The organism is Dulcicalothrix desertica PCC 7102 (assembly GCF_003991905.1).
Classification (GTDB): Bacteria; Cyanobacteriota; Cyanobacteriia; order Cyanobacteriales; family Nostocaceae; genus Dulcicalothrix; species Dulcicalothrix desertica.
In genome coordinates this window covers 103,507-128,996 of the sequence record NZ_RSCL01000021.1, presented here as the reverse complement: position 1 = coordinate 128,996, position 25,490 = coordinate 103,507, and the positions used below count along the sequence as shown (strand labels likewise).

The window sequence follows — 25,490 nt, the reverse complement described above, 5'->3', positions numbered from 1 at the left end:
AAGTTTTATTGGAATTTATTAGACAAATACGGCAAAAGCTGGACAGTCAAGTGCTTCAACGCGCGATCGAATACTCATACGTAAAGAGCGAAAATCAACTTCAAGTAGTGTCTCAATATAAATTTATTGGCGTGCATTGAATAAATTCGGCTTTGACGAACTAATGTATTAGTAAGACTCATGTGACAATCGGCTAAAAACGTTAAACTGTCATATTTAGACTTGCAATGCGTCTCCTGAAAGTATTTGATTTAAAATATACATCCGTACTGAAGGGGGTGATATCTACGTGGCTCTAAAGAAAGAGAAAGGACATTTCCAAGTCAACGAATCAATACTTGCTGCTCTTAATATCAAACATCCTGAATATATTAATACTACACAAGCATTATTTAATGATGTAGTCATGTTTTATGTGACTGTAATGGCAAATGAGGTATCTCTTTTAATATCTACAAGTAGCAAAGATTTATATGTAGTATATGAGTCACTAACAATTAAAACCGCATATAGAACAGAAGTTAAATTCCCTTTATTATTTAAAGATGTTCCATGCGATTTCAGACGTGCTGCAATTAAAAAAGCAGCCGGAATAGTAAAATCTTGGAATACTAATAAAATTCGTTGGGACTTAAAAATAAAAAAAGCATTAAACTCGAAGAGTTTAAAAACACAGAGCCGTTTAAAGAAAAAAGCAGGTAAACCACCAATACTTCCAACTTCAACAAATTTTCCGGCTCAGTTATACTCTGGGATGTTTAAGGATGACACTCTAGAAACAGTTGTAATCAAACTATGGACAGGTAATGCTTGGGTATGGTTAAAAGTAGATTATTTTTGTAGAGAATTACCGCAGGGATATACTAAAGGAAGCATGTCAGTAATGATGTGCGACCAGCAAGCAGTATTGATTTGGACAATTCAAAAAAACACACCATCAAAAGGAAAGTTAGACGACCAAATTAAGGCTTTGGGTAAAATCCGAATTCTTAGCATTGACCTAAACCTAGACGACCCAATTGTTGTAGGCAAAGTGCTGGAAGGGTACGAAGATACGGGCGTTGTTGTAGAGTTAGCCAATCTACGTTTAAAGGGAAACAATCGCTTATCTCATCTTAGGAAGCGCTACCTAGGTAAAATTGCCAAAGCCAAAGCTTTAACGAACACTCATACGGAGTTAGGTTTTTTACCTCCAAAAAACATGTGTGCCAACTTGTGGAAGCGAATAAAACAATTAGAAAAAGAAATAATTGAAACTATATCTAATTCAATTGTAGAATTTGCTCAACAGTATAATGTTAGTGTAATTGTTTTTGAAAATCTGAAAACTCTCAAACCCCAGAAAGGTAAATATTCCAAGAGAAGTAATATAAAACGTTCAAATTGGGTAGCGAAAAAGATTCAAAAACGAACCACTAAAAAAGCTTTAAACCGCTTTTCAATTTATACAGTGAAAGTTAACCCTGCTTATACGAGTATCACGGACGCGTATAACGGTGGAAAATGTTTAAGAGGGTCACAAGTTGGGGCACTGAATCTTTATTTATGGACAAAAAACGGACTTGGAAAATTAGTATTGACACCAGAAAATAAAATTTATGATTCTGGTGAAAATGCAGCAAGAAATATTGGACTAAAATATTTAGTTCGCAAGTTTCAAAAGCCTGTGACATTAAAACATCCAGGTTTATCTACGGGTTGTGTGGCGTGGCAGATGACGCCTGTGGATAAGGGGACAGTGGTGATTCCCAGTTGGTTTGCCTGTACTGCTATTACGAAGTAGCGAAATACCCACCTTTATAGAGTAGCCGCGAGTTCGGTCATCTCTGGTGTCGGGTGTATCAGGAAGGACAATTAAGCGAGATGTCCGGTTTATACCGAATTTCTCTTACCACTAATTAAACCTTCATCAATAGAGTTAGTAAGCTTAACCTTAACTCTTATTTCTGCTGCGTCCTTATTTACCTTGTGCTGTATTCTATTAAAATCTAACATCTTATTTCCACCTGAGAGTGAGTACAATCGAGTAAACCTTATATTAATTATATTTATTCAGGTGGCTAGTATATTTTGTCCCCGTTGTGAACAGCAAGTTGACTCACAAGCTGTGACTTGCCCTTTTTGTCGAACTGAGTTAAAAGCATTTGGACATCCTGGTATTCCGTTGCACCGTGCGGGAAAGGGTGAGTATTTGTGTGACTCTTGTACTTACCATGTGGATGATAGCTGTAATTATCCGCAGCGTCCTACAGCGAAAGAGTGTACTTTGTATCAAAATTTTGAGGAGTATCAAGCGCAGAAGCAACAGCAGTATCGTAAACCCAGTTCTAATGAGAGTTTACAGAGTTGGGTACGACGAAATCAAACGCTGTTGCTGTTTGTGGCTTTGTTTGTTGTTTGTTTGATGATAGCTGCTTTTACTTGATAATAGACGATAAGACATATAGACGTGACGTGTCACGTCTCTACATTAAAAACGGGTTGTAACTTTACTTTTAAACAAGCATCAAAATTTTTGAGATGCTACCCTGCGGGAAAACTGCGTTAACGTTCATGACTCATGACATTAAACAAGCATCAAAATTTTTGAGATGCTTCGTTCCTCAGCATGACATTTAATACATTCCTAACTCCTAACTCCTAACTCCTAACTCCTAACTCCTAACTCCTAACTGCTCAACATGCGGCGCCTGTTCTACAATTGATAAGTCGAACCAAAAGGTGGTACCTGTACCAACTTCGCTGACTAGGTTGACTCGACTGTGGTGTTTGTCGATGATGTTACGGACTATTGATAGTCCTAAACCTGTACCTTCAAGGGTGTGTACTCGGTTTTCGACGCGAAAGAAACGGTCGAATATCGCTTCTTGGTCTTCTGGTGCAATTCCAATTCCGGTGTCGGATATTTCTATTCGTACTTTTTTTGCATCGAGTTGGTACGCACGGAAGGCAATTTGACCACCGGGAGTGGAAAATTTGAGTGCGTTACCAATTAAGTTACCAAAGACTTGCAGTAATAAATCGTAGTTACCGACGACTAAAGGTATGTTCGGTTCAACTTCTTGAAATATTTCGATTCCTTTGTCTTTAGCGTTTAGTTGATAAGTACGCAGCGTTTGTTCGATTGCTTGACTTAAATCGACTCCATCTAAATTGTAAATGCGTCCCGATTCTAATTTTGATAAATCTAATACATCATTAACTAATCGAGTTAGACGGTCTGTTTCGTGATTTACTGTTGATAAGAACTCTTTTCGCTGTTCTACTTCTAAATCTTCACCGTAGTCATGCAGTGTTTCAATGTATGTTTTGATATTAAATAATGGTGTTCGTAATTCGTGGGAGACGTTACTAATAAATTGACTTTTGGCTTCGTTTAGCTCAACTTCGCGTGTAATATCTTGAACGGTTATGGCAATACCTTTGATACTTTCGCGTTGAAGATTAAGAACTGTTGTCAATAAAATACGGATGGTACGTTTTGTGGGTTGACCGAGCGGAATACGAAACTCAGCACTTTCGCGTTCTCCTGCTGCCATTTCGTACAAAGGACGTGTAATTTCCATTTGTACTCCAGTTGGTAGCTGATGCAATACGTTACTACCTTCAAGCTCAATATCGTCCCAACCAAAAATACGACGTGCATTTGGGTTGGCAAGAATTACCTGCATATTATTGTCAATCAACACGGCGCCGTCAGCAATAGTAGAGACGAGCGTTTCAAGTTTGGCTTTTTCAGCAGTGAGTTCTTCGATGTTTTGTTCTTCGTAACGTTCCAAGCGTTCTGCCATATCGTTAAAACTGAAGATTAATTCTCCAAGTTCTCCACCGAGAGGCAAATCTATTCGCTGTTGGAAATTACCAGCAGCAATTTGCTTGACACCTGCTAAAAGTTCTTTAATGGGTTTGGTAATAGTTAAAGCATTAACAACACCAGCTAAAATTACCATTACCCAAATCGTAATAAATACAGCAATAGTGACATCACGAGTAAAGTTAGTGGAAATAACTGCTGTTTGGTTGGGGTTTATACCAACTGCCATGACACCAAGGTACTTACCATTGATTGTTAATGGTACAAAGACATCAGTAACTTCCCCATCAGGTGATTGATGCTGACGTACCATTGGTTTCTCAGCATCGGTTGCGTAGTCGTCAGGTAGTTGTATTCGTCGTTGAATTGTGAGTGAGTTCTCAACTTCTGGTTCCCAAAAGGGAATGCCAAAAAAGATTTTTCCAGTATCATCTGCATAAAGTATGTATCGAATGCTAGATGTACTGCTATAAAACCTTTGAGATAGTTGGGCAACCTCAGTTAAATTATTATCGGCAATTAAAGGCACCACGTTAGCAGCAAGCAATAATCCTAAGTCGCGACCAAAACGAGTATCATTCAAGCGCGCGTCTTGTTGAATAGTATTGACTGCCCAAAACGTCAAACCGCTCATAACTAAAGATACCACCAGGGTGGCGGCAGCCAAGAGCTTAGTTTGGAGTGTAAACTGCGACCACCAGGAGGCAATCGCTTCTCGGATATAAGTAAAAACAGCGAGCATTTTAAATTTAAGTTGTTAGTAGTTTTTTATAAACAAACTGCAACAACTAAAAAATTAACAGTTATTTACATAAATTGCGAACGAAGCGGAGTTAGGAGTTAGGAGTTAGGAGTTAGGAGTTAATTCTTCATTCCTCATTCCTAACTCCTAACTTAAAACTTTATGCCCAATGTCTCTTCGATAGTACATGCCGTCAAAGTTAATTTTGGCAATTCCTGCATACGCTTGGTTGAGTGCTTGTTTAAAGTCTTCTCCCACACCTGTGACATTTAACACTCTACCACCATCAGTACATACTTCTGAAGCTTGTGTTGATGATTGTAACGTTGTTCCGGCGTGAAATACAGTGGCGCCAGTCGAAACAGCATCATTAAATCCTGTGATAATTTTACCTTTGGTGTAATCACCAGGATAACCGCCACTAGCAGCGACAACAGTGGCACATGCACCAGTGTTCCATGCGATGGGAAGCATTTGTGCTAGGCGCCTTTCTACGCAGGCTAAAAGAAGTTCTTCTAAGGGTGTTTCAAGTAAAGGTAAAATGACTTGTGTTTCGGGGTCGCCAAAACGACAATTAAATTCTAAGACCTTAAAAGTTCCATCTTCTGAAACCATTAAGCCAGCATATAAAACACCTCGATAGTCAATACCCTTGGCTTTTAAAGCTGCAATTGTACGTTCTAGTACTTCAGTTTGGACTCTAGCCATTAACGCATCGGTGGCAATAGGAGCGGGAGCATAGGCGCCCATACCACCCGTATTTTCGCCAGTATCACCTTCACCAATACGTTTATGGTCTTGTGCAGGTAATAAAGGGCAAATAGTCTCACCATCAGTTAGTGCTAAAACAGAAACTTCTTGTCCAGTTAAAAATTCTTCAATAACAGCAAAATTACCTGCGCTTCCAAACTGCCCGCCAAAAATTGCATCAAGTCCCGCAAAGGCGGATTCAACAGTTTGAGCGACTATCACACCCTTGCCTGCTGCTAACCCATCAGCTTTAACAACGATAGGCGCCCCTTTAGATTTGACATAGGATTTCGCTGCTTTCACATCAGTAAATACCGCAGAAGCCGCAGTAGGTACATGTGCTTCTTGCATCAATGCTTTTGCCCATGCTTTACTTGCCTCAATTTGGGCGCCAGCACGACTTGGGCCAAATACTTTTAAACCTTTGGCTTGTAAAAAGTCTGTAATACCCTTAGCTAAAGGGACTTCGGGACCAACGACTACTAATGAAACACCTTCAGAGTGGGCTATTTGGTTAATCCCTTCAAAATCATCAACCTTTACAGGAACGTTTTCACAGCGTTCCATACTGGCAGTTCCACCATTTCCTGGGGCACAGAAAACACGCTCAATTTGCTTCGATTGTAGAAGTTTCCAAGCCAGGGCATGTTCGCGCCCACCATTACCAACAACTAAAACTTTCACCCTTTTCCCTCAATATGGCGCCACCATTAACCAGACTTTGTGACAATTTTTAATATTACACCAATTGATATGTAGTTTCTCTAGGCTGTCACCTAATCGCAAAAATTCTTAAATAATCCTAAAATTCAAAGTTTATACTGAGGACTTTTGAAACAAAATCAAACAACCTAGGAGAAGACAAAAAACATCGCTTTCTTAGTAGCGGTTATATTGGTATAAAGATTACGCTTTAAATATTGGTCTTTAAATATTGTAGTTAATGATATTAAAACAATGAACATGAATAAAAGTATAGTAACAGGCGCCGCAGGTTTTATAGGCTCGCACTTGGTCGAAGCTTTATTAAAACAAGGGCAACAAGTAATTGGTATAGACGAGTTCAACAGTTACTATGACCCAGCGCTCAAACGTAAAAATATCGTCCATTTACACAACAACCCAAATTTTGAGTTAATCGAAGAAGATGTTCAGTTTGTAGACTGGCAAAGGCTTTTATCAGATGTTGATGTGGTTTATCACCAAGCAGCACAAGCAGGTGTACGCGCATCGTGGGGTAAAGGGTTTCGTTCGTATACAGAACGTAATATTAGTGCTACACAAATCTTATTAGAAGCAGCCAAAGACGCAAAGCACCTCAAACGCTTGGTATTTGCATCAACATCGAGCATTTACGGAGATGCGGAAACATTGCCCACACACGAAGGTATTTGTCCGGCGCCAGTATCACCATATGGCATTACTAAACTAGCAGCAGAGAGATTATGCGGACTGTATTATAAAAACTTTGGCGTACCATTTGTAGCTCTGCGTTACTTTACAGTTTACGGGCCACGTCAGCGTCCAGACATGGCATTTCATAAATTCTTTAAAGCTGTTATTGAAAACGAAGCAATACCTGTGTATGGGGACGGTGAACAAACGCGCGACTTTACGTATATTAGTGATGCAGTAGCAGCTAACCTAGCAGCAGCAGAGGCGCCGGGAGCTATAGGACATATCATTAATATTGGTGGTGGTAGTCGTGCAGTGCTATCTGATGTACTTAATATGATGGAAGAAATAGTAGAGCAACCTATTAAAAGGCAACATATAGAAAGAGCAATGGGTGATGCACGACATACAGGCGCCGATATTACCAAAGCCAAGCAACTTCTAGGATGGCAACCACAAATATCATTACGCGAAGGCTTAACCCAAGAATGGCAATGGGTGAAGGAATTATATCAGTTAGGAGTTAGTAGTTAGGAGTTAGGAGTTGGGAGTGGCAGGTTTATCTGTATCCTGCGTGCAAGAGGAAAATTTAATTGAACCTGCCCGTACAGGAGTTAAAAAAGATAGATGCTGTTACAAAAATTCCCGACTTCTCAAAGAAATCGGGAATCTTACTATTAAAGTTAAAGCAACAAATTCTTAATCTTCTTTATTTGTATTTTCCTGGGCTGAAGGTAGATATACCCCAATTTCTATCAATGTCTGCCTTTCAGAAATTCGCTTATTATTATTAAACTTAAATATACGAGCAGTTACTTCCCCGATATTCGTTAATGGTTGAATAATTGCTCCATCTAAACGAAAATGATCGCTCCAATTATCTCGACGTGGGTTAAAAAATCTAACTAGTTCTCCGGTTTGCCAATTAATTGAGCCTAAATCAGAACCTTTTTGGAGGTTACAAAAAATACACGAATAACAGAGATTATCTGAAAGAGAAGAACCACCATGTTTTACACTGACTATATGGTCAACTTGGTGACTTAAGGATTTATAAGAATCTGGTATTAAACAGTATTCGCATAGACAATTAGCGCGACCAATGACTAAACGCCTAAGTTCTTGATTAATGTATGGACGAGTCACAATGATAACTACTTATTAGAAATGTACTTATGAGCGCGTGCTTTCGCTAACGTCATTATATGCTCTAATACGAGAAAATCATCTAACTCTTCTCTCTCTTCTTCTGTAAGCTTACCCATTTCATGTGCGTAAGCCAAATCTTCCAAGCGCTCCTGCGCGGCTTCAGATAGTTTAAAATTCAGAACTCTTTCAGGAGTAGTGCCAGAAGCTATGAACTCTATAATATCGTCATAAACTTTAGGTGTCTTGTCTATTGATACAGTCATAGGTTTAGATTTTTAGTTGTAATGTTGCCCTCTCTGGTCTTGCCAGCTTATCTTATATTATATGTCGCAACCAAGTCCAGCTATACTCTTTTTGACAGGCGCCTCTGGTGTCGGAAAAACGACGATAGTAAAAACAATACAAGCGAATAATACGAATACTGACTATGCATTTTTCTTTTCAGATGCTCACGGAGTTGCATCTATTGATGAGATGTTGGAACAAGCTGGTTCGTTAAAACGATATCAAGAATTGTTAACTCATAAACATGTTAAATATATTACTGATAATTACCCAAATACATCTACAGTAATTTTTGAAGGGCAAGCTCGTTTTAACTTTATTGAAGATGCTTGTAATAGTTTTGGTGTAAAGCAATATTCTATTATTTTGATTGACTGCGCTTGGAAAGAGATGCACTTACGTCTTTGTAATGAACGAAAACAACCAGAACTAGCTAATTTCAGTATGCGAACCTGGGCAAGGTTTTTGCGTACACAAGCACGAGCGACGAATATTCCTATTATTGATACTTCTAAAGTGACGCTATCTGAAGCTGTGAAAATTGTTCAGAGCTATTTATCTATATTAATAGGCGCCGTCTAATGTAACATCCGCACACTGTAGAGACCGAATTAATACGGTCTCTACCTATGTTACAATTGTAGTAATATATTACAAAAGTGATATGGCGATTCCAAAGAAAGGTTCTAGATTAATAGTTGTGGATGGTGAGAGTTACCGTTGGCGTGTTCGTAAGAAACCGACTCATGCTCAAGGTGATTATCCTGGGGTACATTTGACGGTGGCTGTTGAACATGCTCTAAACCCTGGCGCCAATTTAGTGGTGCTAATGCCACAAGGACATCCGAGCAGTTTTTGGACACAGGTTATTGTTCCTGTTTATCCTGCTGATGTGAAGTGCGCGATAGAGAGGGCAATTTCTGCTGGTTGGCAACCTCAAAAACCAGGTAAACCTTTTGAGTTGGTTTACTGATGGTTTTTATAAGGTTTCTAAGTAACTTAATAGGTCAGCCATTTCTTGGGTGCTGGGTTGAAATTTGGGCATGGGGGGAGTGTCACCGCTGATAACTTGGTGAATTAGTCCGTAGCGAGATTTATGTTTGGAAACACCTTGCAAGCTTGGCCCAACTCTACCGGCAGCTTCTAAACCATGACATCCAGCGCAGTTAATTTGAAAGATAGCATGTCCTTGAACAGAGTCGCCGTTGAGAGATAGCACTGTTTTAACGTATGGGTCGGAAGCTTGCACCACACGCACGGCAAACATGCCCAAAATAAAAGCAAGTACAACCGACAGCATGATTAACATCGCGCGCTGTACGAGAATCGAGGGTGTGGTAATGTGGTTATCCAAAAGGTTTACTGTTAAATGAGAGGTTTACAAAGTTTTTTTCATTTCATACACATAGCTTAAAAGTTCTTAGCAGTGTCTGCAAGCACAAGCGGATATTTTTCTTGGCAAATTTTAGCCGTAAGGTAGATGTAGAGCCGAAAGCTACGAAATTTGGTAGAATCACAAGACAGATACAAAAGTTTAATAATTTCTACAAGGAGATTAAAAGTGATTGAACCTTTATTGTGTGGTATTGTCCTTGGCTTGATTCCCGTTACTCTCGCTGGTCTGTTCTACAAGGCGTATGTTCAATACAAGCGTGGTGACCAGTTAGGAATTAACTAAATCAAGTGCTGAGTTGAAAGTGCTGAGTGCTGAGTAGAATTAGGAGTTAGGAGTGAGGAGTGAGGAGTGAGGAATTAGGAATTAGGAATTAAAACTCAGCACTCAGCACTTAGCACTCAGCACTCAGCACTCAGCACTCTTCACTCTTCACTCATTTTGTAGAATGTAAGTGCGCTATTTCCGTAGACTTTTTCGCGACAGATTTCTAAGGTTGGTATTTGTAGCGCTTCCCATCCAGTAGGACTGTGTTCGATAGCTATTTCACCTTCTGGATGTAAAAGGTGATGTTTGGCAATTATTTCTAGTACTGCTCTATATAAGTTAGCTGCATAAGGTGGGTCGAAGTAGATGCGGTCAAATTGCTGTGGAGCTAATTTTGGTAGTTTTTGCAGTACGTCACCTCGCAAAATTTGAAACGTTTGCTCTTGTGATGCTACTTGCTGCCAATTTTGACTAATTACTGCACACGCACGACTTGATTGTTCTATACCTACGACAAAACTGGCGCCTCGACATAGTGCTTCTGCTCCCATCGAACCGCTACCTGTACATATGTCAAGCCAGCTTTTTTCTGATATTTCACCCTGCCAAATATTAAATAATGCTTCTCTTACCCGCGCACTCGTTGGACGGGTATCTAGCCCTGGTAAAGTTTTTAACAGTCGATTCCCGTGTATTCTCAGGCTCATTATTATTTTGGATTTTTGATTTTTGATATTAGATTGGGTTTAGTGTAATACAAAAGGAAAAACATAAACAACTCATCTAAATATATAGAATCCAGTACCCAAAATCGAATTTACGCGGCAACTCGTGTCCAAACTTGTGATACGAAGTTAGAAAGGATTTGCAGTCCAATATTAGAGGATTTTTCTGGATGGAACTGTACTGCCATTAAGTTGTCGCGCGCAATAGCAGCGGTAATAGTTTGTGAACCATGTGTAATAGTTGCCGCGCGTATACTTGGGTCAGTTGGGTCTACATAATATGAGTGAACAAAATAAACCCAAGGTTGTGGGGGTAAATGTTCCCACATTACACTTTTTGGTTGAGCAATTTGGAGTTGGTTCCAACCCATATGAGGAATTGTAATGTCAGCTTCCGGTCGGAACCTCCTAACTTTTCCTTTAATAATTCCGAGTCCTGGTTGAGTTCCTTCCTCTGAAGATTCAAAAAGAATTTGCAGTCCTAGGCAGATGCCAAGGAAAGGTTTACCTGAAGCTATCGCTGCTCTTATGGGTGCTTCTAAACCGCGCGCTCTTATGTGTTGAACGGCGGGGTCGAAGGCGCCAACACCAGGTAAAACAACTGCATCCGCTTGTTCGATAACTTTGGGAGTCGCTGTAATTTTAGGAGTTGCACCAGCTTTTTCCAGTCCTTTGCAGACCGAGTGTAAATTTCCCATGTCGTAATCTACGACTGCAATCACTGCCATTGACTTGCTCCCGATAAAACTATTATTATGGAGTCTTTTTATATTGTAATTAATATTCTTTACGATGAAAAGATTATTATTAACTTCTTTTGACATTTGGCTGCCACATCACAAATCGAATTCTAGTGATGATTTATTAGAGGAAGTAACTAGACTTGGCGCCCTATCCCATGCTTTAACACTAGTACAAAAACTACCTGTAGATGTTAAAGGAGCAGTTGACCAAGTAATAGCCAAAATCCGCGAAACCCAACCTGACTATATAATTTGCTGTGGAATGGCAGAAAGTCGTAGCCGCTTAAGCGTGGAATCAAATGCTCGTAGTACACCCGCTTTCACTAATTGTAGTATGAGCATGTTACCGTCCGATTATCAAGAAAGTACATTACATACCTCAGTTAATTTAGAAGAATTGGTGGCACCATGCCAAGCGACAGAGATTAGCCACGACTGCGGTAAGTTTGTATGCGAAGGACTTTATTATTCGGTTTTAGATTACCTGCACTCAAGTTCTTTCAAAAGCTCTTGCATATTTATACACGTACCAGTTTTGACAGAGAGTAATATACGGGTTGTTGTGGACGACTTCTTATTAGTTATAGACAGACTGGCACTTTCGGAAAGATAACAGCGTCTTGAAAAAGAAAAATATGTAAGTATATGTTGCCAATCTTACTAATCTCTCCTATTGCTCAGACAACTCCTACCCCACCTCCCCCCGAAGAAATTGTCATTCCCCAGGAAATAAGACCGCTTCCTGGTAGGTTGGATAGTGTGCCTGTATTTAACAGTAATAGTCCAGAGAAAGTAGTCAATGAAGGAATTCTGCTCTCAACTTTTCCAAGTGCAGGCAAAAAAAATCCCGAAGCGCATTTAAACTTTCCTTTCAACGGTAGGTTTGATGTTTTTGCCCACCACGTTTTTGGGGCGCCAACACCTGACAACTTACGCTCACTTTATGTTGGCATCATCTTATATAATCCCGGCAAAAAACCTGTAACAGTCAGTGTTCTTCAAGGCGCAAGTTATCTAAGTCAACCGGATGCACCTTTTATTGAGTTACCATCCTTCGCTTTAAACACAAAAAATAATGTTTATGCGGGGCCAGGTAGTCGAGTAATGAGCGATGTTTTACGAGGACTAAGACAAAATAATTTTCCTAAACAAATTGTCATTGCTCCAGGCGAGTATCAAATGTTGCAAAATGCACCAATCCCAGTGCAAGGACTAACACCTCCTTTAAATGGACGTTCTACTTATGCAAGGTTGCGGAGTAATGGCACATTATATATAGCTTCTTTAGCAACTCCCGCACGTACAAATACTGATGGAACTGAACGGGCGCCGACAATTGAAGAATGGCGTAATATATTAGATAACGGCGAACTCTCCACACCCAGAGATATACCACCTACCCCTCTTTCACAACCAGGCCCTAGAAAATATGGACGAGTTGCAGGAGTAGCAAGAGGTTCATATTGGCGTGCGCTACTTACAGATACTCCTAAAACAAGATTCTTAACAATTCCTCAACCAGGACAAGCAATCTCCTACGGCATAAGCACACTTCATGGTGGCACCCTAGGAACAAATCAAATTCAAAGCGCACCCATGCTAGTTCGCTATCCAGATACAGCATATGTTGCTCATGGTAACTACGGCGTGCAATATAACTTAAGATTACCGTTATATAACAATACTAAAAACGTCCAAACGGTCAGTCTCTCAATTCAAACACCACTAAAAGAAGACCAACTTAGTAAAAAAGGACTACGCTTCTTTGCCACACCTGCACGTCCCACATTTTTTAGAGGAACAGTGAGAGTAACATACCGTGACGACCTAGGAAAAGCCCAAAGTAGCTATATACATTTAGTACAAAAACGCGGACAACCAGGTGAGTCTTTGGTAGCACTACCAATAAGACCAGGACAAAGGCGCCTTATTGAAGTAAACTTTCTTTACCCACCCGATGCAACACCACCGCAAGTCCTAACCATTCAAACCCTTGATGGTACAAAACCACCAATTCCCAGCATCCAACCAGACCCCATAAACCAATAATCTTGTAAAACTAATCTTGTGGAACGGGCATCCTTGCCCGCCCTGATATCCCAATATTATGACGGGCAGGGATGCCCGTTCCACAAGAGGTATTGATACATTTGTTAATAAAGTATGAGTATAATTACCATTTTTTAGATTTAAATCATATTTATATTCATAGATTCTACTTCGATTAATCCTTAACAACTCTGCCAAAGTTAAGAACAATCACTGTTTTTACTGCAAAGCATCCTGTATAAGATGTGTATAATTTAATGCTGTATATTAAAAACTTTAGAAATTGGGTATTGTCAATTTTTGAATGATTTACCTTGTAGAGACGTTACATGTAACGTCTCTACATATTACATAATGGCAATGTTCTGGTTTTTATCCTACACGTTGAATACCTACGTGTTTAATAAATGCGTACCAATCTCGTGAGAATCCTTTGATTTCTATATCATCAAGATTAAATCTAACGTGACTGTCTTGAATTGGTAGTCTAACTGTATTAGTGCTATCGGGTAAACTAGTGGATAGTACTAACTCTGTACCAGCAGGTATTAACTGTTTAGATTGGTCGTTTAAAACGTTTGAGTCTATTGGTTGACGTTTAATAAATGTATCAACGTTGAAAACTAGCTTGAGGAAACCTTGTTGAGTTTCGAGTGTGTTGCGGTCTACTGCAATTCTAGCGACATTTTTCTCGGTTTGTCTGTTAACTACAGCTTCTATAGTGGTGGCAACTACAATTGGTTCTTGAATAATTTGTACATGCCCTGCGAATGCAAACCAGTTGCTAAAACCTTTGAATTGAATGTTTTCTAAGGTTATTTTGTAGTGGTCGTTGTTGCCAGGGGGCAAACTGTAAGATTGTATTACGAATGTAGTACCAGCAGGAATATTTTGGAGTCTGTTACTCGGTAATTGGTTTGACTGGATTGGTTCTTGCTTGATAACAGTGTCTATAGTAAAAACTATTCGGTTTAAAGCCATATATACACCTGGTAAATTGGAATTTATTTAATAAATTAAGCTTCAACTTATACACAGACGGTTTCGGATAATTTATATCTGAGTTGTTTATAAGATTGCATCTAGCGGTAGATAGATTTTATACTTAGCGATTCAGGGGTGGCGCCCATCATTATGAGTATTATACATACTTAGTTAGAAATTGATGTAATTGCGGAAAGAATTCCTAAAAGTTCATTTATAGGAGTTAAATAACGTTCATTAAGGTCAACTTTTATTTGCTGAGTTGTGTCCATTGAAAGAAATCTCCATACTTGTCCAGTTGTAAAAGTACCATAAACAGTTTTTATCTGAACTTCCAGATTTTTTTGGTTGACTATTTGTGCTGCATACATGGAGGCGATACACTGTGCTAGTCCATCGTTAATATTTTCATTTTTTGCCTCTACAATAACTACTACTGGTGCTTTAATCACAAGTTTATCTGGATTGTGAGTGAGAATAAAATCACAAAATCCGGTTAATCCTCGACTTGCGTCTACATTAAAATTACGTCCCGAAAATAAACTTACTTGAGAATTAATAAACGCAATTTCACTCAGGATTGGAGCAATCATATACTCTGAGCGCGCTTTTTGTGTATTGATAGCAGTTGTTAAAGGTACAAATCTTTTCAATGCTTCAATTAGAAATGAGCTAGGTTCAATTGGTTCAAAAGCTATTAAATTTTGGACTGATTCAATCGTTGTAATTTCCAAGGTTCTTAGGCTATCTAAGTCTTTAAAATCACTATAGGACATTGCGTCCTCCGCAAATTATTTAAGTTAAATTTATTTTAATTTTAGGTAAATATGAATATAGGTGGTTACAGGCAGGATGCCTGTTCCACAAATCTAATTATGCTGAGAAGCCTTTTTTGGCTGCGGGTTTTTTGCTTTTGGTTTTGGATTTACTGACTTCTGTGACTGCTTCCTGGAAGAGGTTATGTAGATGTAAGGGTACGCTGGCTATTTCTGGGAGTTCGGGTTCTAGGAGTTTGTGGTTACTTTCTAGGAGTGTGTCGAGGTCGCTTTGCAAGTTGAAGTCTGGGCGCCCTAATATTGTTTGTAGGATTTTTTTTAGTTGTGTTGGGTATTCTTTTGCTAAACGGCGCCAAATAAAAGCGTTGATAGTTTTGTCTTCAAGATAAAAGCGTACTAGTTTCTCGGCGCCTTCGATGCTTTGCCAATCGTCTGCTGTTAATATAGACTTCATTTTGGCGTAAGTTGGTAGAAGCATTTGTCCCCAACGCGGATGTGATATTGCTGTTAGTTGTTCTGCTTTTTTCAGGTCTGGTGGTAATTCCACTTTTGGCGCCACCATTTTACCTGTAGTATTTTTAGCATCGAATAATTGTGATACTACACTGGAGTCGGCGCCTAATTCTGTTGCAGCAGCTTTAATTTCGTCTTCATCTACACCCGCAGATTCTGCCATCTCTGTAAGTGACTTGGAAGTATCAACACCTGCTTGTTCTAATTGGTTCTGTGTGAGAATTTCTTGAAACTCTGTCATTTTTTTACTAAGTTGGTATCCCGGCATTGTGACTTCATCACTACCAAAAAAGTCAACAAACTGTTGGTGATACTTTTCTACAGATAGCCAAGCTTCTTCTAATAAGTCGGGTGCATCACTATATAAATGATTACGATGGTTGTCTTTAAACTTACCAATAGCTACAGCTAACTTGGGTCTACCTAATTTACCCATTACCGAACAAGGACCAGAAAAACTCCAGTATGTGTCTGTAACAGGGGATATGCGACTAAGTAAAATTTCTCCAACTGTACATCTTGATAAATCTTGTAACATCCGTTGATTATCTGGCTTTACAATATAGCGCTTCTCTGTTAGCCAGTTCGTCAACTCAAAACCATCGGGTAGTACTTCAGATACTGTAAATAAACCAATGAAACTACGGCGCCAGTTTTGAAGTAAGTCAATATCGGCTTGTGGTAATTTATTATCTTGCAAAAATATATCGAGCGGCGCCTTATCGCCAACTTTACCCTCGGTAATAAAGCCATCAATAATCATATCGCGTTGAACAGTATCACCAGAACCGCGACGCGCTTGAATTGCTGCATAGCTTTCCAAAGCTTGCGCTAGTGTACCTTCAGCATCCATGACAAAATCGATTAAATCTTGCTTGAGTTGGTGCGTGCGCTCTAATATTGCATCCACAAATCAATATCTCAAAAAACAACAGCAGTCAATTAAACTCTATATAATCGATAAATACATCTAACTATAGCTAGATTGACTATGAAAATTATGGAATTACGTGTATCTTAATTAATCTACTTTCGAGTGGTACAGAAAATGCCAGACCATTCCCGACCGATAAGAAACGCTGCGAAAGCACTCATCATCCGTGATAATCATTTACTGGTAATCGCCAAACGCGATACCAAGGGTATGTGGTATTTGTTACCCGGTGGAGGGCAAAAGCACGGTGAGAGTTTAGAACAAGCGCTACAGCGTGAATGTTTGGAGGAAATAGGCGCCGTAGTAAAAGTTCACAACTTGGTATTCGTGCGCGAGTTTATCGGTAAAAATCACTTAGAAGATTGTATCGATGTTGAATGGTGCAAGCTTGTTCACTCCATCGATTTTATATTTGCCTGTAGCATCCCCGATGATTACATTTTAGCAAATGGAACACTACCCGATGATGGGCAAGAAAAAGTCGAGTGGTTGCCCATTGCCAAGCTACATGAATATCGTGTATATCCTAGCACATTAAAAGATTTACTTATTAACCAAAACAACCAAATTTACATCGGTGACGTTTATTAGTAGGTTGGCAACGGATGATAAACGGATGTAACGGATAGTAGATTGTAGGTTGGGTAGAGCGACATCGCTCAAATTCTGGCTTAAGTGTAATATTCATAGTTAAAATTGTACACAAGTTAAGAAATTTTAGTTGTAACACGTAGCAAATTGCCTGCATTGGTAGTCACAACATAACCATCATCCCAAACAGCTACTCCAGATGGTATCCCAAAACCAAGGGCGCCAAGGTCAGCAATAACAGAAACTTTTCGAGACTCGTCAACTTCTAAAAGATTTCCGGTATTAGAAGTAATAATTAACTTGGCGCCAACTTGAATTAAATTAAATGGTATTCCAAAACCTGCATTAGCTAAATTTAGAAACGGTGTAACTTTACCATCCAAACTAACACGTAATAACTGACCAGTTTCGCAACCAGCAATAAAACCATCGTGAGTTGCTATTACCGTGAAAGGAACACCAAAACTACCTGTGTCAGCAAAAATAGAAACATGACTATGTTGTACACGAATTAAACAACCTTGCGAATTAGAAATATCAGTAGCAATTGCCACAACAACAAAATCATTACCCGCAGCAACTCCAAATGGCCCACCGAAACTACCACATACAGGTTCTAAGTCAGCAACAGTAAAGAAAAACCCACTTTTAGTAACTCGTAATAATCTATCACCTAATTCTTCTCCAGATACAGTAATTAAAAAATTCCCATTTTTCTCAACTATCCCAAACGGTATACCATAGAGAGACACATTCGCAAGCGTTGTTACATCTCCGTTAGAACTTACCCGCAGCAAACGGTCATCTAAAGTCGGCACAATTATCTCACCGTCCAAGACAGCGACCTCTTGTAGGTTAATAATTGGCAGTCCTTGAGCAATGATAGATACTTGTACCATTTAGTTTTATTTATTCCATTTGAGGAAAAACCAAGAAACAGGGTTTATTTTACCGTAAGTAGTAAAATTTTCGCGCATACTATAGAAAAACTGATAAAAATAATTACAGCTTAGTTAAAGTTATATTCGTTTATTAGCATAACCGCAATAAAACCGTGTAGAGACGCTCACATGTGAGCGTCTCTAACATAACGGGTGATATTAACCATTAGCTTGAGGAATTGCTGATAGCAATGCTCATAAAGCATTATTAACATCTTCGGATGTTTTAAAAACCTTGGCAACATCCGCATCAAGAGTTACGGTAACAGATTTATGTGTTTGTTCTGCAAAACGGTTTGGACGAGCTTTTTTGTATTCAAAGTTATATTCTGGTAGCAAATCGTCATTATCTTCATTAGGAGTTTGTGTATTGTTCATAGTCCCTACGCTCTTTTTTAGTTGTTAAACGCGCGCTAATAATACGAATAACACTCAGTCTTTCTGTAAAACAAACCAGTAAAAGGCGATTTGATAGGTCGTGTCCTACAATAGTTTCTCGTTGTTCATTAACAGAGTGCCATTCGTCGTTAAAAATATAAGCATCAGGGTCATCAAAGACAGTTTTTGCATCTTCAAAACTTACCCCTATTACTCATAGCAAGCTTATTATTGGTATAAATTGTTATAAACATTAGATATTAAATCTGGCTTTTAGTCAATATAGCAATAATCTGGCTGTACTCAGATACAGCGTCGTATTGGTCAGCCATACGTGAATGGCGAGCTATTAGTTCTAAATCCAAATCTGGTAGCAAAACACTTTTTGTAACTTTTTGATACATCCCTGCTTGTAGCGAATAAACTGAAATTAGTCCATCTTCCCAATACCAAACTTCTGGTACACCTAAACGCTTGTATATTTCTAACTTATTGATACCACCACTTGTAACTGTTACTTCTAAAATTAGATCAGGAATGGGTTTCTTTGTTTCTATGTTATATGATTCATCTGGCTCTCGACGGCCCTTCTTTTCTTCTCTACCAAGCGTCGCACTTCCCCGCTTGTAAAAACGTATTCTTTTTTCTCGAAAGTATGCTTCTAACAATAAACTAAGAGTGCTTTTCGCATCTTCATGATCATCAGAAAGTGGGGACATAATTTCTAAAACACCATCCAAATAAGTTAATCGGGCACCTGTTCCTGCAAGAGTGACATCAAGTTGCTCTAACTGTTCCCAACTAACATCATATAGCAAAACGTAAGTGCTACTAGGTGTGGTGGGTTTTTCGAGGACTGGGTTTGTCACGGTCATAAACGTGTACTACGAAGAAACTTATTTTACAAATTATAGCAAATGCGACGCGCCAATTGCAATTTAGAACTATTTTTAATAAATAGGCGCCTGTAATAATTTCGCTTGTATTATCAATAACCCAATTCAAGTTTCTATGTTGAACTATTTACACATATGCATTTGCGCTTACACCCCAAATTAAGAACGGGCAAGGATGCCCATTCCACAGATGAGTTAACATGTTTGTTTTTACATACGTTCTAGAACTTGAATACCTAGTAGGGATAAACCAAGTTTTAGAGTACGCGCGGTTAAGTCACACAGCGCTAACCGTGATGTCCGCACTGGTTCTTCTGATTTGAGAACGGGACAGTTTTCGTAGAACTTGTTATATTTATCGCTCAAATCATACAAGTATTCACACAAACGGTTAGGTAATAATTCTTGCTCAACAGTATTAATTACCTCGCCTAGCTGTAGTATGTGTTTGGCTAGAGTAAATTCACTTTCTTCGCGTAACAGAATTTTTGCATCTGCACCGAATTTACTAAAATCAATATTACCTTCACGCCCAATACTCTTTACCCGTGCGTAAGCATACAACATATACGGCGCCGTATTACCTTTGAGCGAGAGCATTCTATCAAAGCTAAATTTATAGTCCGTGGTTCGGTTTTGGCTTAAGTCTGCATATTTAACGGCACTGATACCAACTACTTTGGAAGTGTTAGCGATAAATTCTTCTGTTTCGTTGTTTCCAGATTCTTTTAACCGTGTTTCTAAATCATTGCGCGACCGAGTTACTGCTTCGTCTAGTAAATCCCGCAACCGTACTGTATCACCTGAACGGGTTTTAAATTTCTTGCCGTCTTCTCCTAATACTAAGCCAAATGGGACATGTACGATTTCTACGTCATCGGGTATCCACTCTGCCCGACGTGCTACTTGAAACACTCCTGCAAAGTGGTTTGCTTGTCCAGCATCGGTAACATATATTAATCGTTTGGCGCCTTCTTTTTGTATCCGTTGCCGTAGTGCTGCTAAATCTGTAGTAGCGTAGTTATATCCACCGTCAGTTTTTTGGACAATTAACGGTAATGGTTTACCTTCTTTATTAGTAAATCCTTCTAAGAATACTACTTTGGCGCCATCAGATTCTTCTAATAAACCTGCTTTTTCTAAATCTTCTACAACTGCCTTTAAGTAAGGGTTATAAAAAGATTCGCCACGTTCGGTCAAGTTAATATCAAGCAAGTCATATATTATTTGGAATTCTTTGCGTGACTGTTCGCATAATAGCTTCCAAGCATGAGTGGTATCTTCGGCGCCTGCTTGTAATCGTACAACTTCAGAGCGCGCGATTTCTTGGAATTTTTCGTCTGCGTCAAACCGTGCTTTGGCTTTTTTATAAAAGTCTACTAAGTCACCAATATCTAATGCGTTTGCAGTGGTTAATGCTTCGGGGTAAACTTCCCGTAGGTAAGTAATTAACATGCCAAACTGCGTACCCCAGTCACCAACATGGTTTAACCGCAGTACATCATGTCCTTTAAATTCTAAAATCCGAGCAATACTGTCCCCAATAATTGTAGACCGCAAGTGTCCAACGTGCATTTCTTTGGCAATATTGGGACTCGAAAAGTCTACTATTTCTCGCTTGGGATGTTGTGATATTGGTACACCTAACCGTTCGTCTGCTTGTATTGCACTGAGTTGCGCTTCGAGATATTCTGTTTTTAAGCGTAAGTTAATAAACCCTGGCCCGGCTATTTCTGGCGCCTCACAAATATCTGATACATCAAGTTTATCTACAATTGCCTGAGCTACAGCGCGCGGTTGCTGTTTTAACTTTTTGGCTAATGGTAAAGCTAAGTTTGCTTGATAATCACCAAATTTCGGATTATTTGTGGATACTAACATTACGTCAGTTCCTGCTAACTCGGCGCCGAAAGCCGCAACAGTTGCCTGTTCTACTTTTAATTTTAGTTGTTCTTGTGTAACGTTCATGTGTAAGTATGAAAATTTCTAATTCAGACGTATTGTACCTCTGGCAGCAAGTTGATGAAAAATGCTTGCGGTGCCTGTTTCTATTTTTTTATCGTCTTCGTCGCCACTTCATAAAATACATGCGTTACAACAAATAATTACTATTATAGCAGAATATTGGTAGAAATTCTTAAAATAGTACATAAGTAGTAAAATGAAAACACGTTAAAACAAGGCAGTGTCTATGGTGCCCCAGGTCAGTGAAGCTACAGCGTCAAGAGAACTGGTAATCACTTGGGAAGCGTTGCCCGATGATTTCCAGTTAGAGGATGAGCCAGTGGATAATATAAATCAGCCGCTTTTGGCTGGAGCTTTAAGTGAAATTTTAGAATTTATGGGTTTTATCCAACCCTACATGTTGATTGCCTTCAATTTTGGTCTTTGTGCAACCTTTAACGGGCAATTCGTAATTAAAGCACCTGATTGGCTTTATGTACCTTCTGTTTCGCAAATTTTACCAGACCGTAAAAGTTATACACCTAACTTAGAAGGGGATGTTCCTGCGGTTGTAATGGAATTTTTATCAGATAAAGACGGTGGAGAATATTCTTTCAAAAGATCTCACCCACCAGGAAAATGGTTTTTTTACGAGCAAGTTTTGAAGGTTCCTGTTTACGTCATTTTTGACCCAGATGGCGGTTTAGTAGAGTTCCATGAACTAGAAAATGGACGCTACGAGTTAAAACAACCTGATGAAAATGGTCGTAATTGGGTTGCTTCGATGGGTTTGTTTTTGGGAACATGGCAAGGAACAAAACAAGGTAGAACAGGGTATTGGCTACGATGGTGGGATGAAGCAGGTAATTTGTTACCTTGGGGTACAGAACTTGTGGAACAAGAACGTCAGCGTGCCGAACAAGAACGTCAGCGTGCCGAACAAGAAAGTCAGCGTGCTGAACAGGAACGTTTGCAAAAAGAACGGTTAGCTGACTATTTAAAATCTCAAGGTATTGACCCTGATAATTTACCCGCGTAATTTCCGTTTATCACAGTTTGTATAAAAGTACCCTCAATGGGTAATGCCGATTAGAGCTAGGCTTCGATAAGCTTTAGTTGTGATACGGCAATAAATGGAAACATTCTGGTGGTTTAGATAATTATTGGTAAACTAGTAAGTATTAGTTCAGATTTGTAACATATCACACATTACAGATTTACACTTACTAGCTACCAATTTTTTATTTGTTTGGATAAGCGCCACGTACCAAAAAAATTATAGAATTTTGATTAATGTATTTCTGGAATACTTGTATCAGAGCTTGTTGATTTTATTTGTATCAGCTAAGTTATGCAAAAGGATTAACATGATTCTACGCCAAGGCTTTATCAAAATATTGTTTGCTTCGTTTGCGCTAGTTACAATGCTGTTAATGACTGGATGTAGTAATCAAATTGAATACATAGCAACTACACCTGATGGTCGTGTTTTGATAGTGCAGGAGTCATATAACGACCAAACAAGTCTTTTAGAGTGCAAGGACGTGAAAGGTAGTACACCTGAGCTTCATTGCCGTCCATTTAAAATTACTATGGTTAAGTAAAAATTTCGATGTAGAGGTGCCTAACTTCGTCTTGCAATTACGTGTAAAATAGAATCAAGTGCGAATGGCGCCATGCTCATAAATAGTTATACAGAACTTTTGTCCTATATAAATGTGAACCGTGGTTCACATTTTAATGCCAACTCTTCATTTTCGGCGGTTGCGGTATGTTTATATTATAAATATTGGCAATGCGTTGGGGCGTTGGGCGTTGGGGCATTGGGGCAGGTTTAGGTAAATTTTGGTTTTATAGTGAGGATGGTTGGTTAGGGGCGCCCCTACGGTATTTATCCGCGTAATTGGGCTATCATTTCGGCTGGACTCCAATATGCGCGCGTTGTTTGGATTTTACCGTTGTCGTTGATTTCAAAAATTGTGATTCCTTCAAATGTGATCGTTTTACCTGTTTTACTGGCGCCAATTGTTTTCCATTTAACTGCTGCTGAGTTTCCTGCTATAAATATTGATTCTGTGGTTGTAGCTAAGTTATCAAATACTGTTTTTAGTCTACCAATAAATTCTCCAAATCCTTCATACACTTTTGCTGGTGGTTCTCCTACCGGGTCGTGACTAATTGCATCAAGAGCGAAGTTTGTAAGTACTCCTTCTGTGTTCATTGCGGCTAGGTTGGTATAATACGAGGCAATAATGCTTTTAATTTGCTCTGGAGACATTTTATACTTCCTTTATAAAACCAGATTTTTTCATCAAAACTATACAGTATAGAGGGAATAAACGGAACATTTCTAAAGTTTGTTTAATCAATTTAGGACATGATTCCATCACCAAAAAAACCTAACTTGAAATTTTCAACTTTAGTGTCCCGAATTAGCTGGGGATATGTAATTCTGTTCGCTGTATGGATTTTATTACGATTAGTGTTCTTTGACAGCTTGTGGTGGTTAGCAATTATTTATATTTTTGTACTATATATTTTTGTTCCATTGTTATTGTTACTACCGTTTGCATTATTATGGCACCAATGGAGGCTACTTTTTGGACTAGGCTTTCCGCTTGGTGTTTTTATTGCGTTTTACGGTTCGTTGTTTTTACCTCAGTTGCCTAGGGGAGCAGATGAAACTGTTCAAGCAGAAATAACTGTGATCAGTTTTAATATGCTGTTTAGTAATGAGTTCATTAAGTTCGCACACGAATGGTATACTCGCCGTGCAAACGAGGTTACTTATCTACGCAGTTTAATACAACAACGGCGCCTACCTACAATTATGCTGTGCGATTGTAATTATGTTGATACATCGCAAGCCTACGCACGTACACAAGAAGTTATGAAAGACAGCTTTCGTAAAGTCGGATGGGGGTTTGGACATACGGTACGCGGTCAGTTTTTTGGTCTTGGAAGAATTGATTTTATCTGGTATACGAAAGAACTTAAAGCGTTAAAAGCATGGGTTGCTGAAGGTGGTGGTTCTGACCATTTACCTGTAGTGGCACGTTTGGAAATATGATGAATAGAACAGGCAAGATACAAGCACCTACATTTTCATACTTAGGTCTAGCCATTTTGATTGTGTAATTGGGGCGCTAGTGGATATATAATCTATTCCTGTTTCTGCGACGCTACGAATTGTTTCTAATGTAATATTACCGGAAGCTTCGATTTTGACGCGACTATCTTGTTGGCGTATCATTTGTACTGCTTTTTTCATCATTTCGATGGGCATGTTATCGAGCATGATAATATCGGCGCCATGTAGCAATGCTTCTTTTACTTGGTCTAACGATTCGGTTTCGATTTCGATGTTGAGGGGATAGGGAATTTGAGAACGCACTTTTTTAATGGCGGCGCCGATACCACCTGCGGCAGCGATATGATTATCTTTGAGCATTACAGCATCATCCAAACCCATACGGTGATTAATGGCGCCACCTATTTGTGTAGCGTATTTCTCTAATATGCGTAATCCAGGGGTTGTTTTGCGTGTATCTACTAACCTAACAGGTAAATCGATAATTTTTTCTACATATTGTCTGGTTAATGTCGCGATACCACTTAAGCGCATGACTAAATTTAACGCGACTCGTTCTCCTGTTAATAGAGCATCCATCGAACCATGCATTCGCGCGACTATTAAACCTCGCTCACAGTATTGACCTTCGACCGCAAAGGGTACAAAACTAACTCTCTCATTCAACAAATGAAACACCCTTGCTGCTATTGGTAAACCAGCAATTACTCCTGTGGCTTTAACTATCCACTCAGCTTGTCCTTCGACTGTATCCGCTAAAAATAAACTTTGAGTAGTGCGGTCACCTCTACCAATATCTTCTAGTAGCCAGGTAGATAGCATTTTATCGAGGACGATAAAAGGAGGTAACGCAGCAGTTGAATTCATCATTGTCAGAGTGTGAGGGTAAGGGAACTGAAATATAGCCGAAAAATACTCAGTCATTTGTGCGAAAGGCAGTTTAAATCACAGCCATCAAATAAAGCACTAAGGAACATTCTACTCGCGTAACGATGAAATATACTTTTTTTTCAGAATGATTATTCGGGATAGGCGTATACAGAGAAATTGAGTAGATACAAGTAATAACTTTTACCATTAGTAACTTGATCTACTCAACGCATGTGTAAACTAGAAGGAAAAATCTAAAA

At 39.1% G+C, this 25,490-nt stretch carries 30 protein-coding genes; 13 read left to right on the top strand and 17 right to left on the bottom strand.

What is annotated here, in order from left to right; all coding sequences use genetic code 11:
• Nucleotides 1–289 precede the first annotated feature (289 nt).
• Both DSM106972_RS36025 and DSM106972_RS36015 read left to right on the top strand, forming a co-directional pair.
• Nucleotides 290–1,783, top strand: coding sequence for an IS200/IS605 family element transposase accessory protein TnpB (locus tag DSM106972_RS36025; RefSeq protein ID WP_127085191.1), 1,494 nt, complete (start codon nucleotides 290–292; stop codon nucleotides 1,781–1,783).
• Between the two features lie 273 nt (nucleotides 1,784–2,056).
• Nucleotides 2,057–2,425 (top strand): zinc ribbon domain-containing protein, encoded by a 369-nt coding sequence (locus tag DSM106972_RS36015; RefSeq protein WP_127085190.1) that lies wholly within the window; start codon nucleotides 2,057–2,059, stop codon nucleotides 2,423–2,425.
• Between the two features lie 229 nt (nucleotides 2,426–2,654).
• Here the strand turns inward: DSM106972_RS36015 and nblS are convergent, their stop codons facing one another.
• The gene (gene nblS, locus DSM106972_RS36010; RefSeq protein ID WP_127085189.1) at nucleotides 2,655–4,556 is read right to left on the bottom strand and encodes a two-component system sensor histidine kinase NblS; all 1,902 of its coding nucleotides are present in this window, start codon (nucleotides 4,554–4,556) and stop codon (nucleotides 2,655–2,657) included.
• 147 nt (nucleotides 4,557–4,703) lie between these two features.
• Nucleotides 4,704–5,990, bottom strand: a complete 1,287-nt coding sequence (purD, locus tag DSM106972_RS36005; RefSeq protein WP_127085188.1) for a phosphoribosylamine--glycine ligase — start codon at nucleotides 5,988–5,990, stop codon at nucleotides 4,704–4,706.
• Nucleotides 5,991–6,269: 279 nt separating this feature from the next.
• Between purD and DSM106972_RS36000 the strand changes: the two genes are divergently transcribed.
• Together DSM106972_RS36000 and DSM106972_RS52765 are read left to right on the top strand one after the other, a co-directional pair.
• Nucleotides 6,270–7,235 carry an NAD-dependent epimerase/dehydratase family protein gene (locus DSM106972_RS36000; protein WP_127085259.1) on the top strand — a complete coding sequence of 322 codons (966 nt, stop codon included), beginning with the start codon at nucleotides 6,270–6,272 and terminating at the stop codon, nucleotides 7,233–7,235.
• A gap of 16 nt (nucleotides 7,236–7,251) precedes the next feature.
• Nucleotides 7,252–7,404, top strand: coding sequence for a hypothetical protein (locus tag DSM106972_RS52765; RefSeq protein ID WP_186538829.1), 153 nt, complete (start codon nucleotides 7,252–7,254; stop codon nucleotides 7,402–7,404).
• Here DSM106972_RS52765 and DSM106972_RS35995 read toward each other — a convergent pair.
• Nucleotides 7,401–7,847 carry an HNH endonuclease gene (locus tag DSM106972_RS35995; RefSeq protein WP_127085187.1) on the bottom strand — a complete coding sequence of 149 codons (447 nt, stop codon included), beginning with the start codon at nucleotides 7,845–7,847 and terminating at the stop codon, nucleotides 7,401–7,403. The two genes, DSM106972_RS52765 and DSM106972_RS35995, sit on opposite strands and share 4 nt — an antisense overlap.
• Before the next feature lie 8 nt (nucleotides 7,848–7,855).
• The gene (locus tag DSM106972_RS35990) at nucleotides 7,856–8,113 is read right to left on the bottom strand and encodes a hypothetical protein (protein ID WP_127085186.1); all 258 of its coding nucleotides are present in this window, start codon (nucleotides 8,111–8,113) and stop codon (nucleotides 7,856–7,858) included.
• 61 nt (nucleotides 8,114–8,174) lie between these two features.
• Between DSM106972_RS35990 and DSM106972_RS35985 the strand changes: the two genes are divergently transcribed.
• Both DSM106972_RS35985 and DSM106972_RS35980 read left to right on the top strand, forming a co-directional pair.
• The gene (locus DSM106972_RS35985) at nucleotides 8,175–8,717 is read left to right on the top strand and encodes a P-loop NTPase family protein (RefSeq protein ID WP_127085185.1); all 543 of its coding nucleotides are present in this window, start codon (nucleotides 8,175–8,177) and stop codon (nucleotides 8,715–8,717) included.
• A gap of 82 nt (nucleotides 8,718–8,799) precedes the next feature.
• Nucleotides 8,800–9,108 (top strand): hypothetical protein, encoded by a 309-nt coding sequence (locus DSM106972_RS35980; protein WP_127085184.1) that lies wholly within the window; start codon nucleotides 8,800–8,802, stop codon nucleotides 9,106–9,108.
• A 6-nt stretch (nucleotides 9,109–9,114) separates the two neighbouring features.
• Here DSM106972_RS35980 and DSM106972_RS35975 read toward each other — a convergent pair whose 3' ends face one another.
• Nucleotides 9,115–9,489: a c-type cytochrome gene (locus DSM106972_RS35975; RefSeq protein WP_127085183.1), complete on the bottom strand. Its 375-nt coding sequence runs from the start codon at nucleotides 9,487–9,489 to the stop codon at nucleotides 9,115–9,117.
• Nucleotides 9,490–9,696: 207 nt separating this feature from the next.
• Here DSM106972_RS35975 and petG point away from each other — a divergent pair, with 207 nt between their 5' ends.
• On the top strand, nucleotides 9,697–9,813 hold the full coding sequence (petG, locus tag DSM106972_RS35970; RefSeq protein WP_073623859.1) for a cytochrome b6-f complex subunit V: 117 nt from the start codon (nucleotides 9,697–9,699) through the stop codon (nucleotides 9,811–9,813).
• Between the two features lie 140 nt (nucleotides 9,814–9,953).
• On the opposite strand, the gene rsmD is transcribed toward petG, so the two are convergent.
• Together rsmD and hisH are read right to left on the bottom strand one after the other, a co-directional pair.
• Nucleotides 9,954–10,502 (bottom strand): 16S rRNA (guanine(966)-N(2))-methyltransferase RsmD, encoded by a 549-nt coding sequence (gene rsmD, locus DSM106972_RS35965; protein ID WP_127085182.1) that lies wholly within the window; start codon nucleotides 10,500–10,502, stop codon nucleotides 9,954–9,956.
• Between the two features lie 110 nt (nucleotides 10,503–10,612).
• Nucleotides 10,613–11,248: an imidazole glycerol phosphate synthase subunit HisH gene (hisH, locus tag DSM106972_RS35960; RefSeq protein ID WP_127085181.1), complete on the bottom strand. Its 636-nt coding sequence runs from the start codon at nucleotides 11,246–11,248 to the stop codon at nucleotides 10,613–10,615.
• A gap of 64 nt (nucleotides 11,249–11,312) precedes the next feature.
• On the opposite strand from hisH, the gene DSM106972_RS35955 reads away from it, so the two are divergent.
• Together DSM106972_RS35955 and DSM106972_RS35950 are read left to right on the top strand one after the other, a co-directional pair.
• Nucleotides 11,313–11,876, top strand: a complete 564-nt coding sequence (locus tag DSM106972_RS35955; protein WP_127085180.1) for a pyroglutamyl-peptidase I family protein — start codon at nucleotides 11,313–11,315, stop codon at nucleotides 11,874–11,876.
• A gap of 32 nt (nucleotides 11,877–11,908) precedes the next feature.
• On the top strand, nucleotides 11,909–13,312 hold the full coding sequence (locus tag DSM106972_RS35950; protein WP_127085179.1) for a DUF3370 domain-containing protein: 1,404 nt from the start codon (nucleotides 11,909–11,911) through the stop codon (nucleotides 13,310–13,312).
• Between the two features lie 372 nt (nucleotides 13,313–13,684).
• Here DSM106972_RS35950 and DSM106972_RS35945 read toward each other — a convergent pair whose 3' ends face one another.
• The 3 genes from DSM106972_RS35945 to DSM106972_RS35935 form a co-directional block, all read right to left on the bottom strand.
• On the bottom strand, nucleotides 13,685–14,293 hold the full coding sequence (locus DSM106972_RS35945) for a hypothetical protein (protein ID WP_127085178.1): 609 nt from the start codon (nucleotides 14,291–14,293) through the stop codon (nucleotides 13,685–13,687).
• Between the two features lie 170 nt (nucleotides 14,294–14,463).
• Nucleotides 14,464–15,072, bottom strand: a complete 609-nt coding sequence (locus DSM106972_RS35940) for a hypothetical protein (protein WP_127085177.1) — start codon at nucleotides 15,070–15,072, stop codon at nucleotides 14,464–14,466.
• A 97-nt stretch (nucleotides 15,073–15,169) separates the two neighbouring features.
• On the bottom strand, nucleotides 15,170–16,495 hold the full coding sequence (locus tag DSM106972_RS35935) for a hypothetical protein (RefSeq protein WP_127085176.1): 1,326 nt from the start codon (nucleotides 16,493–16,495) through the stop codon (nucleotides 15,170–15,172).
• A gap of 138 nt (nucleotides 16,496–16,633) precedes the next feature.
• Between DSM106972_RS35935 and DSM106972_RS35930 the strand changes: the two genes are divergently transcribed.
• A complete protein-coding gene (locus DSM106972_RS35930; RefSeq protein WP_127085175.1) occupies nucleotides 16,634–17,110 on the top strand; it encodes an NUDIX domain-containing protein in 477 nt (158 codons plus the stop codon).
• A 116-nt stretch (nucleotides 17,111–17,226) separates the two neighbouring features.
• Here DSM106972_RS35930 and DSM106972_RS35925 read toward each other — a convergent pair whose 3' ends face one another.
• The 5 genes from DSM106972_RS35925 to argS all read right to left on the bottom strand — a co-directional run bounded on the left by DSM106972_RS35925 (nucleotide 17,227) and on the right by argS (nucleotide 21,293).
• Nucleotides 17,227–18,009, bottom strand: a complete 783-nt coding sequence (locus tag DSM106972_RS35925; protein WP_127085174.1) for an NHL repeat-containing protein — start codon at nucleotides 18,007–18,009, stop codon at nucleotides 17,227–17,229.
• 237 nt (nucleotides 18,010–18,246) lie between these two features.
• Nucleotides 18,247–18,429: a hypothetical protein gene (locus DSM106972_RS35920; protein ID WP_127085173.1), complete on the bottom strand. Its 183-nt coding sequence runs from the start codon at nucleotides 18,427–18,429 to the stop codon at nucleotides 18,247–18,249.
• Nucleotides 18,407–18,640: a BrnT family toxin gene (locus DSM106972_RS35915; protein WP_127085258.1), complete on the bottom strand. Its 234-nt coding sequence runs from the start codon at nucleotides 18,638–18,640 to the stop codon at nucleotides 18,407–18,409. The genes DSM106972_RS35920 and DSM106972_RS35915 overlap by 23 nt, the downstream gene beginning before the upstream one ends.
• A gap of 49 nt (nucleotides 18,641–18,689) precedes the next feature.
• Nucleotides 18,690–19,304: a Uma2 family endonuclease gene (locus DSM106972_RS35910; RefSeq protein WP_127085172.1), complete on the bottom strand. Its 615-nt coding sequence runs from the start codon at nucleotides 19,302–19,304 to the stop codon at nucleotides 18,690–18,692.
• A 231-nt stretch (nucleotides 19,305–19,535) separates the two neighbouring features.
• Nucleotides 19,536–21,293, bottom strand: coding sequence for an arginine--tRNA ligase (gene argS, locus DSM106972_RS35905; protein ID WP_127085171.1), 1,758 nt, complete (start codon nucleotides 21,291–21,293; stop codon nucleotides 19,536–19,538).
• A gap of 223 nt (nucleotides 21,294–21,516) precedes the next feature.
• On the opposite strand from argS, the gene DSM106972_RS35900 reads away from it, so the two are divergent.
• Complete coding sequence (locus DSM106972_RS35900; RefSeq protein WP_127085170.1) at nucleotides 21,517–22,308, top strand: Uma2 family endonuclease; 792 nt, start codon at nucleotides 21,517–21,519, stop codon at nucleotides 22,306–22,308.
• Nucleotides 22,309–22,636: 328 nt separating this feature from the next.
• On the top strand, nucleotides 22,637–22,873 hold the full coding sequence (locus tag DSM106972_RS35895; protein WP_127085169.1) for a hypothetical protein: 237 nt from the start codon (nucleotides 22,637–22,639) through the stop codon (nucleotides 22,871–22,873).
• Between the two features lie 287 nt (nucleotides 22,874–23,160).
• On the opposite strand, the gene DSM106972_RS35890 is transcribed toward DSM106972_RS35895, so the two are convergent.
• Complete coding sequence (locus DSM106972_RS35890) at nucleotides 23,161–23,547, bottom strand: nuclear transport factor 2 family protein (protein WP_127085168.1); 387 nt, start codon at nucleotides 23,545–23,547, stop codon at nucleotides 23,161–23,163.
• 99 nt (nucleotides 23,548–23,646) lie between these two features.
• Here DSM106972_RS35890 and DSM106972_RS35885 point away from each other — a divergent pair, with 99 nt between their 5' ends.
• Nucleotides 23,647–24,339, top strand: a complete 693-nt coding sequence (locus tag DSM106972_RS35885) for an exonuclease/endonuclease/phosphatase family protein (protein WP_127085167.1) — start codon at nucleotides 23,647–23,649, stop codon at nucleotides 24,337–24,339.
• Nucleotides 24,340–24,366: 27 nt separating this feature from the next.
• On the opposite strand, the gene nadC is transcribed toward DSM106972_RS35885, so the two are convergent.
• On the bottom strand, nucleotides 24,367–25,230 hold the full coding sequence (gene nadC, locus DSM106972_RS35880) for a carboxylating nicotinate-nucleotide diphosphorylase (RefSeq protein WP_019495499.1): 864 nt from the start codon (nucleotides 25,228–25,230) through the stop codon (nucleotides 24,367–24,369).
• Between the last annotated feature and the right edge of the window lie 260 nt (nucleotides 25,231–25,490).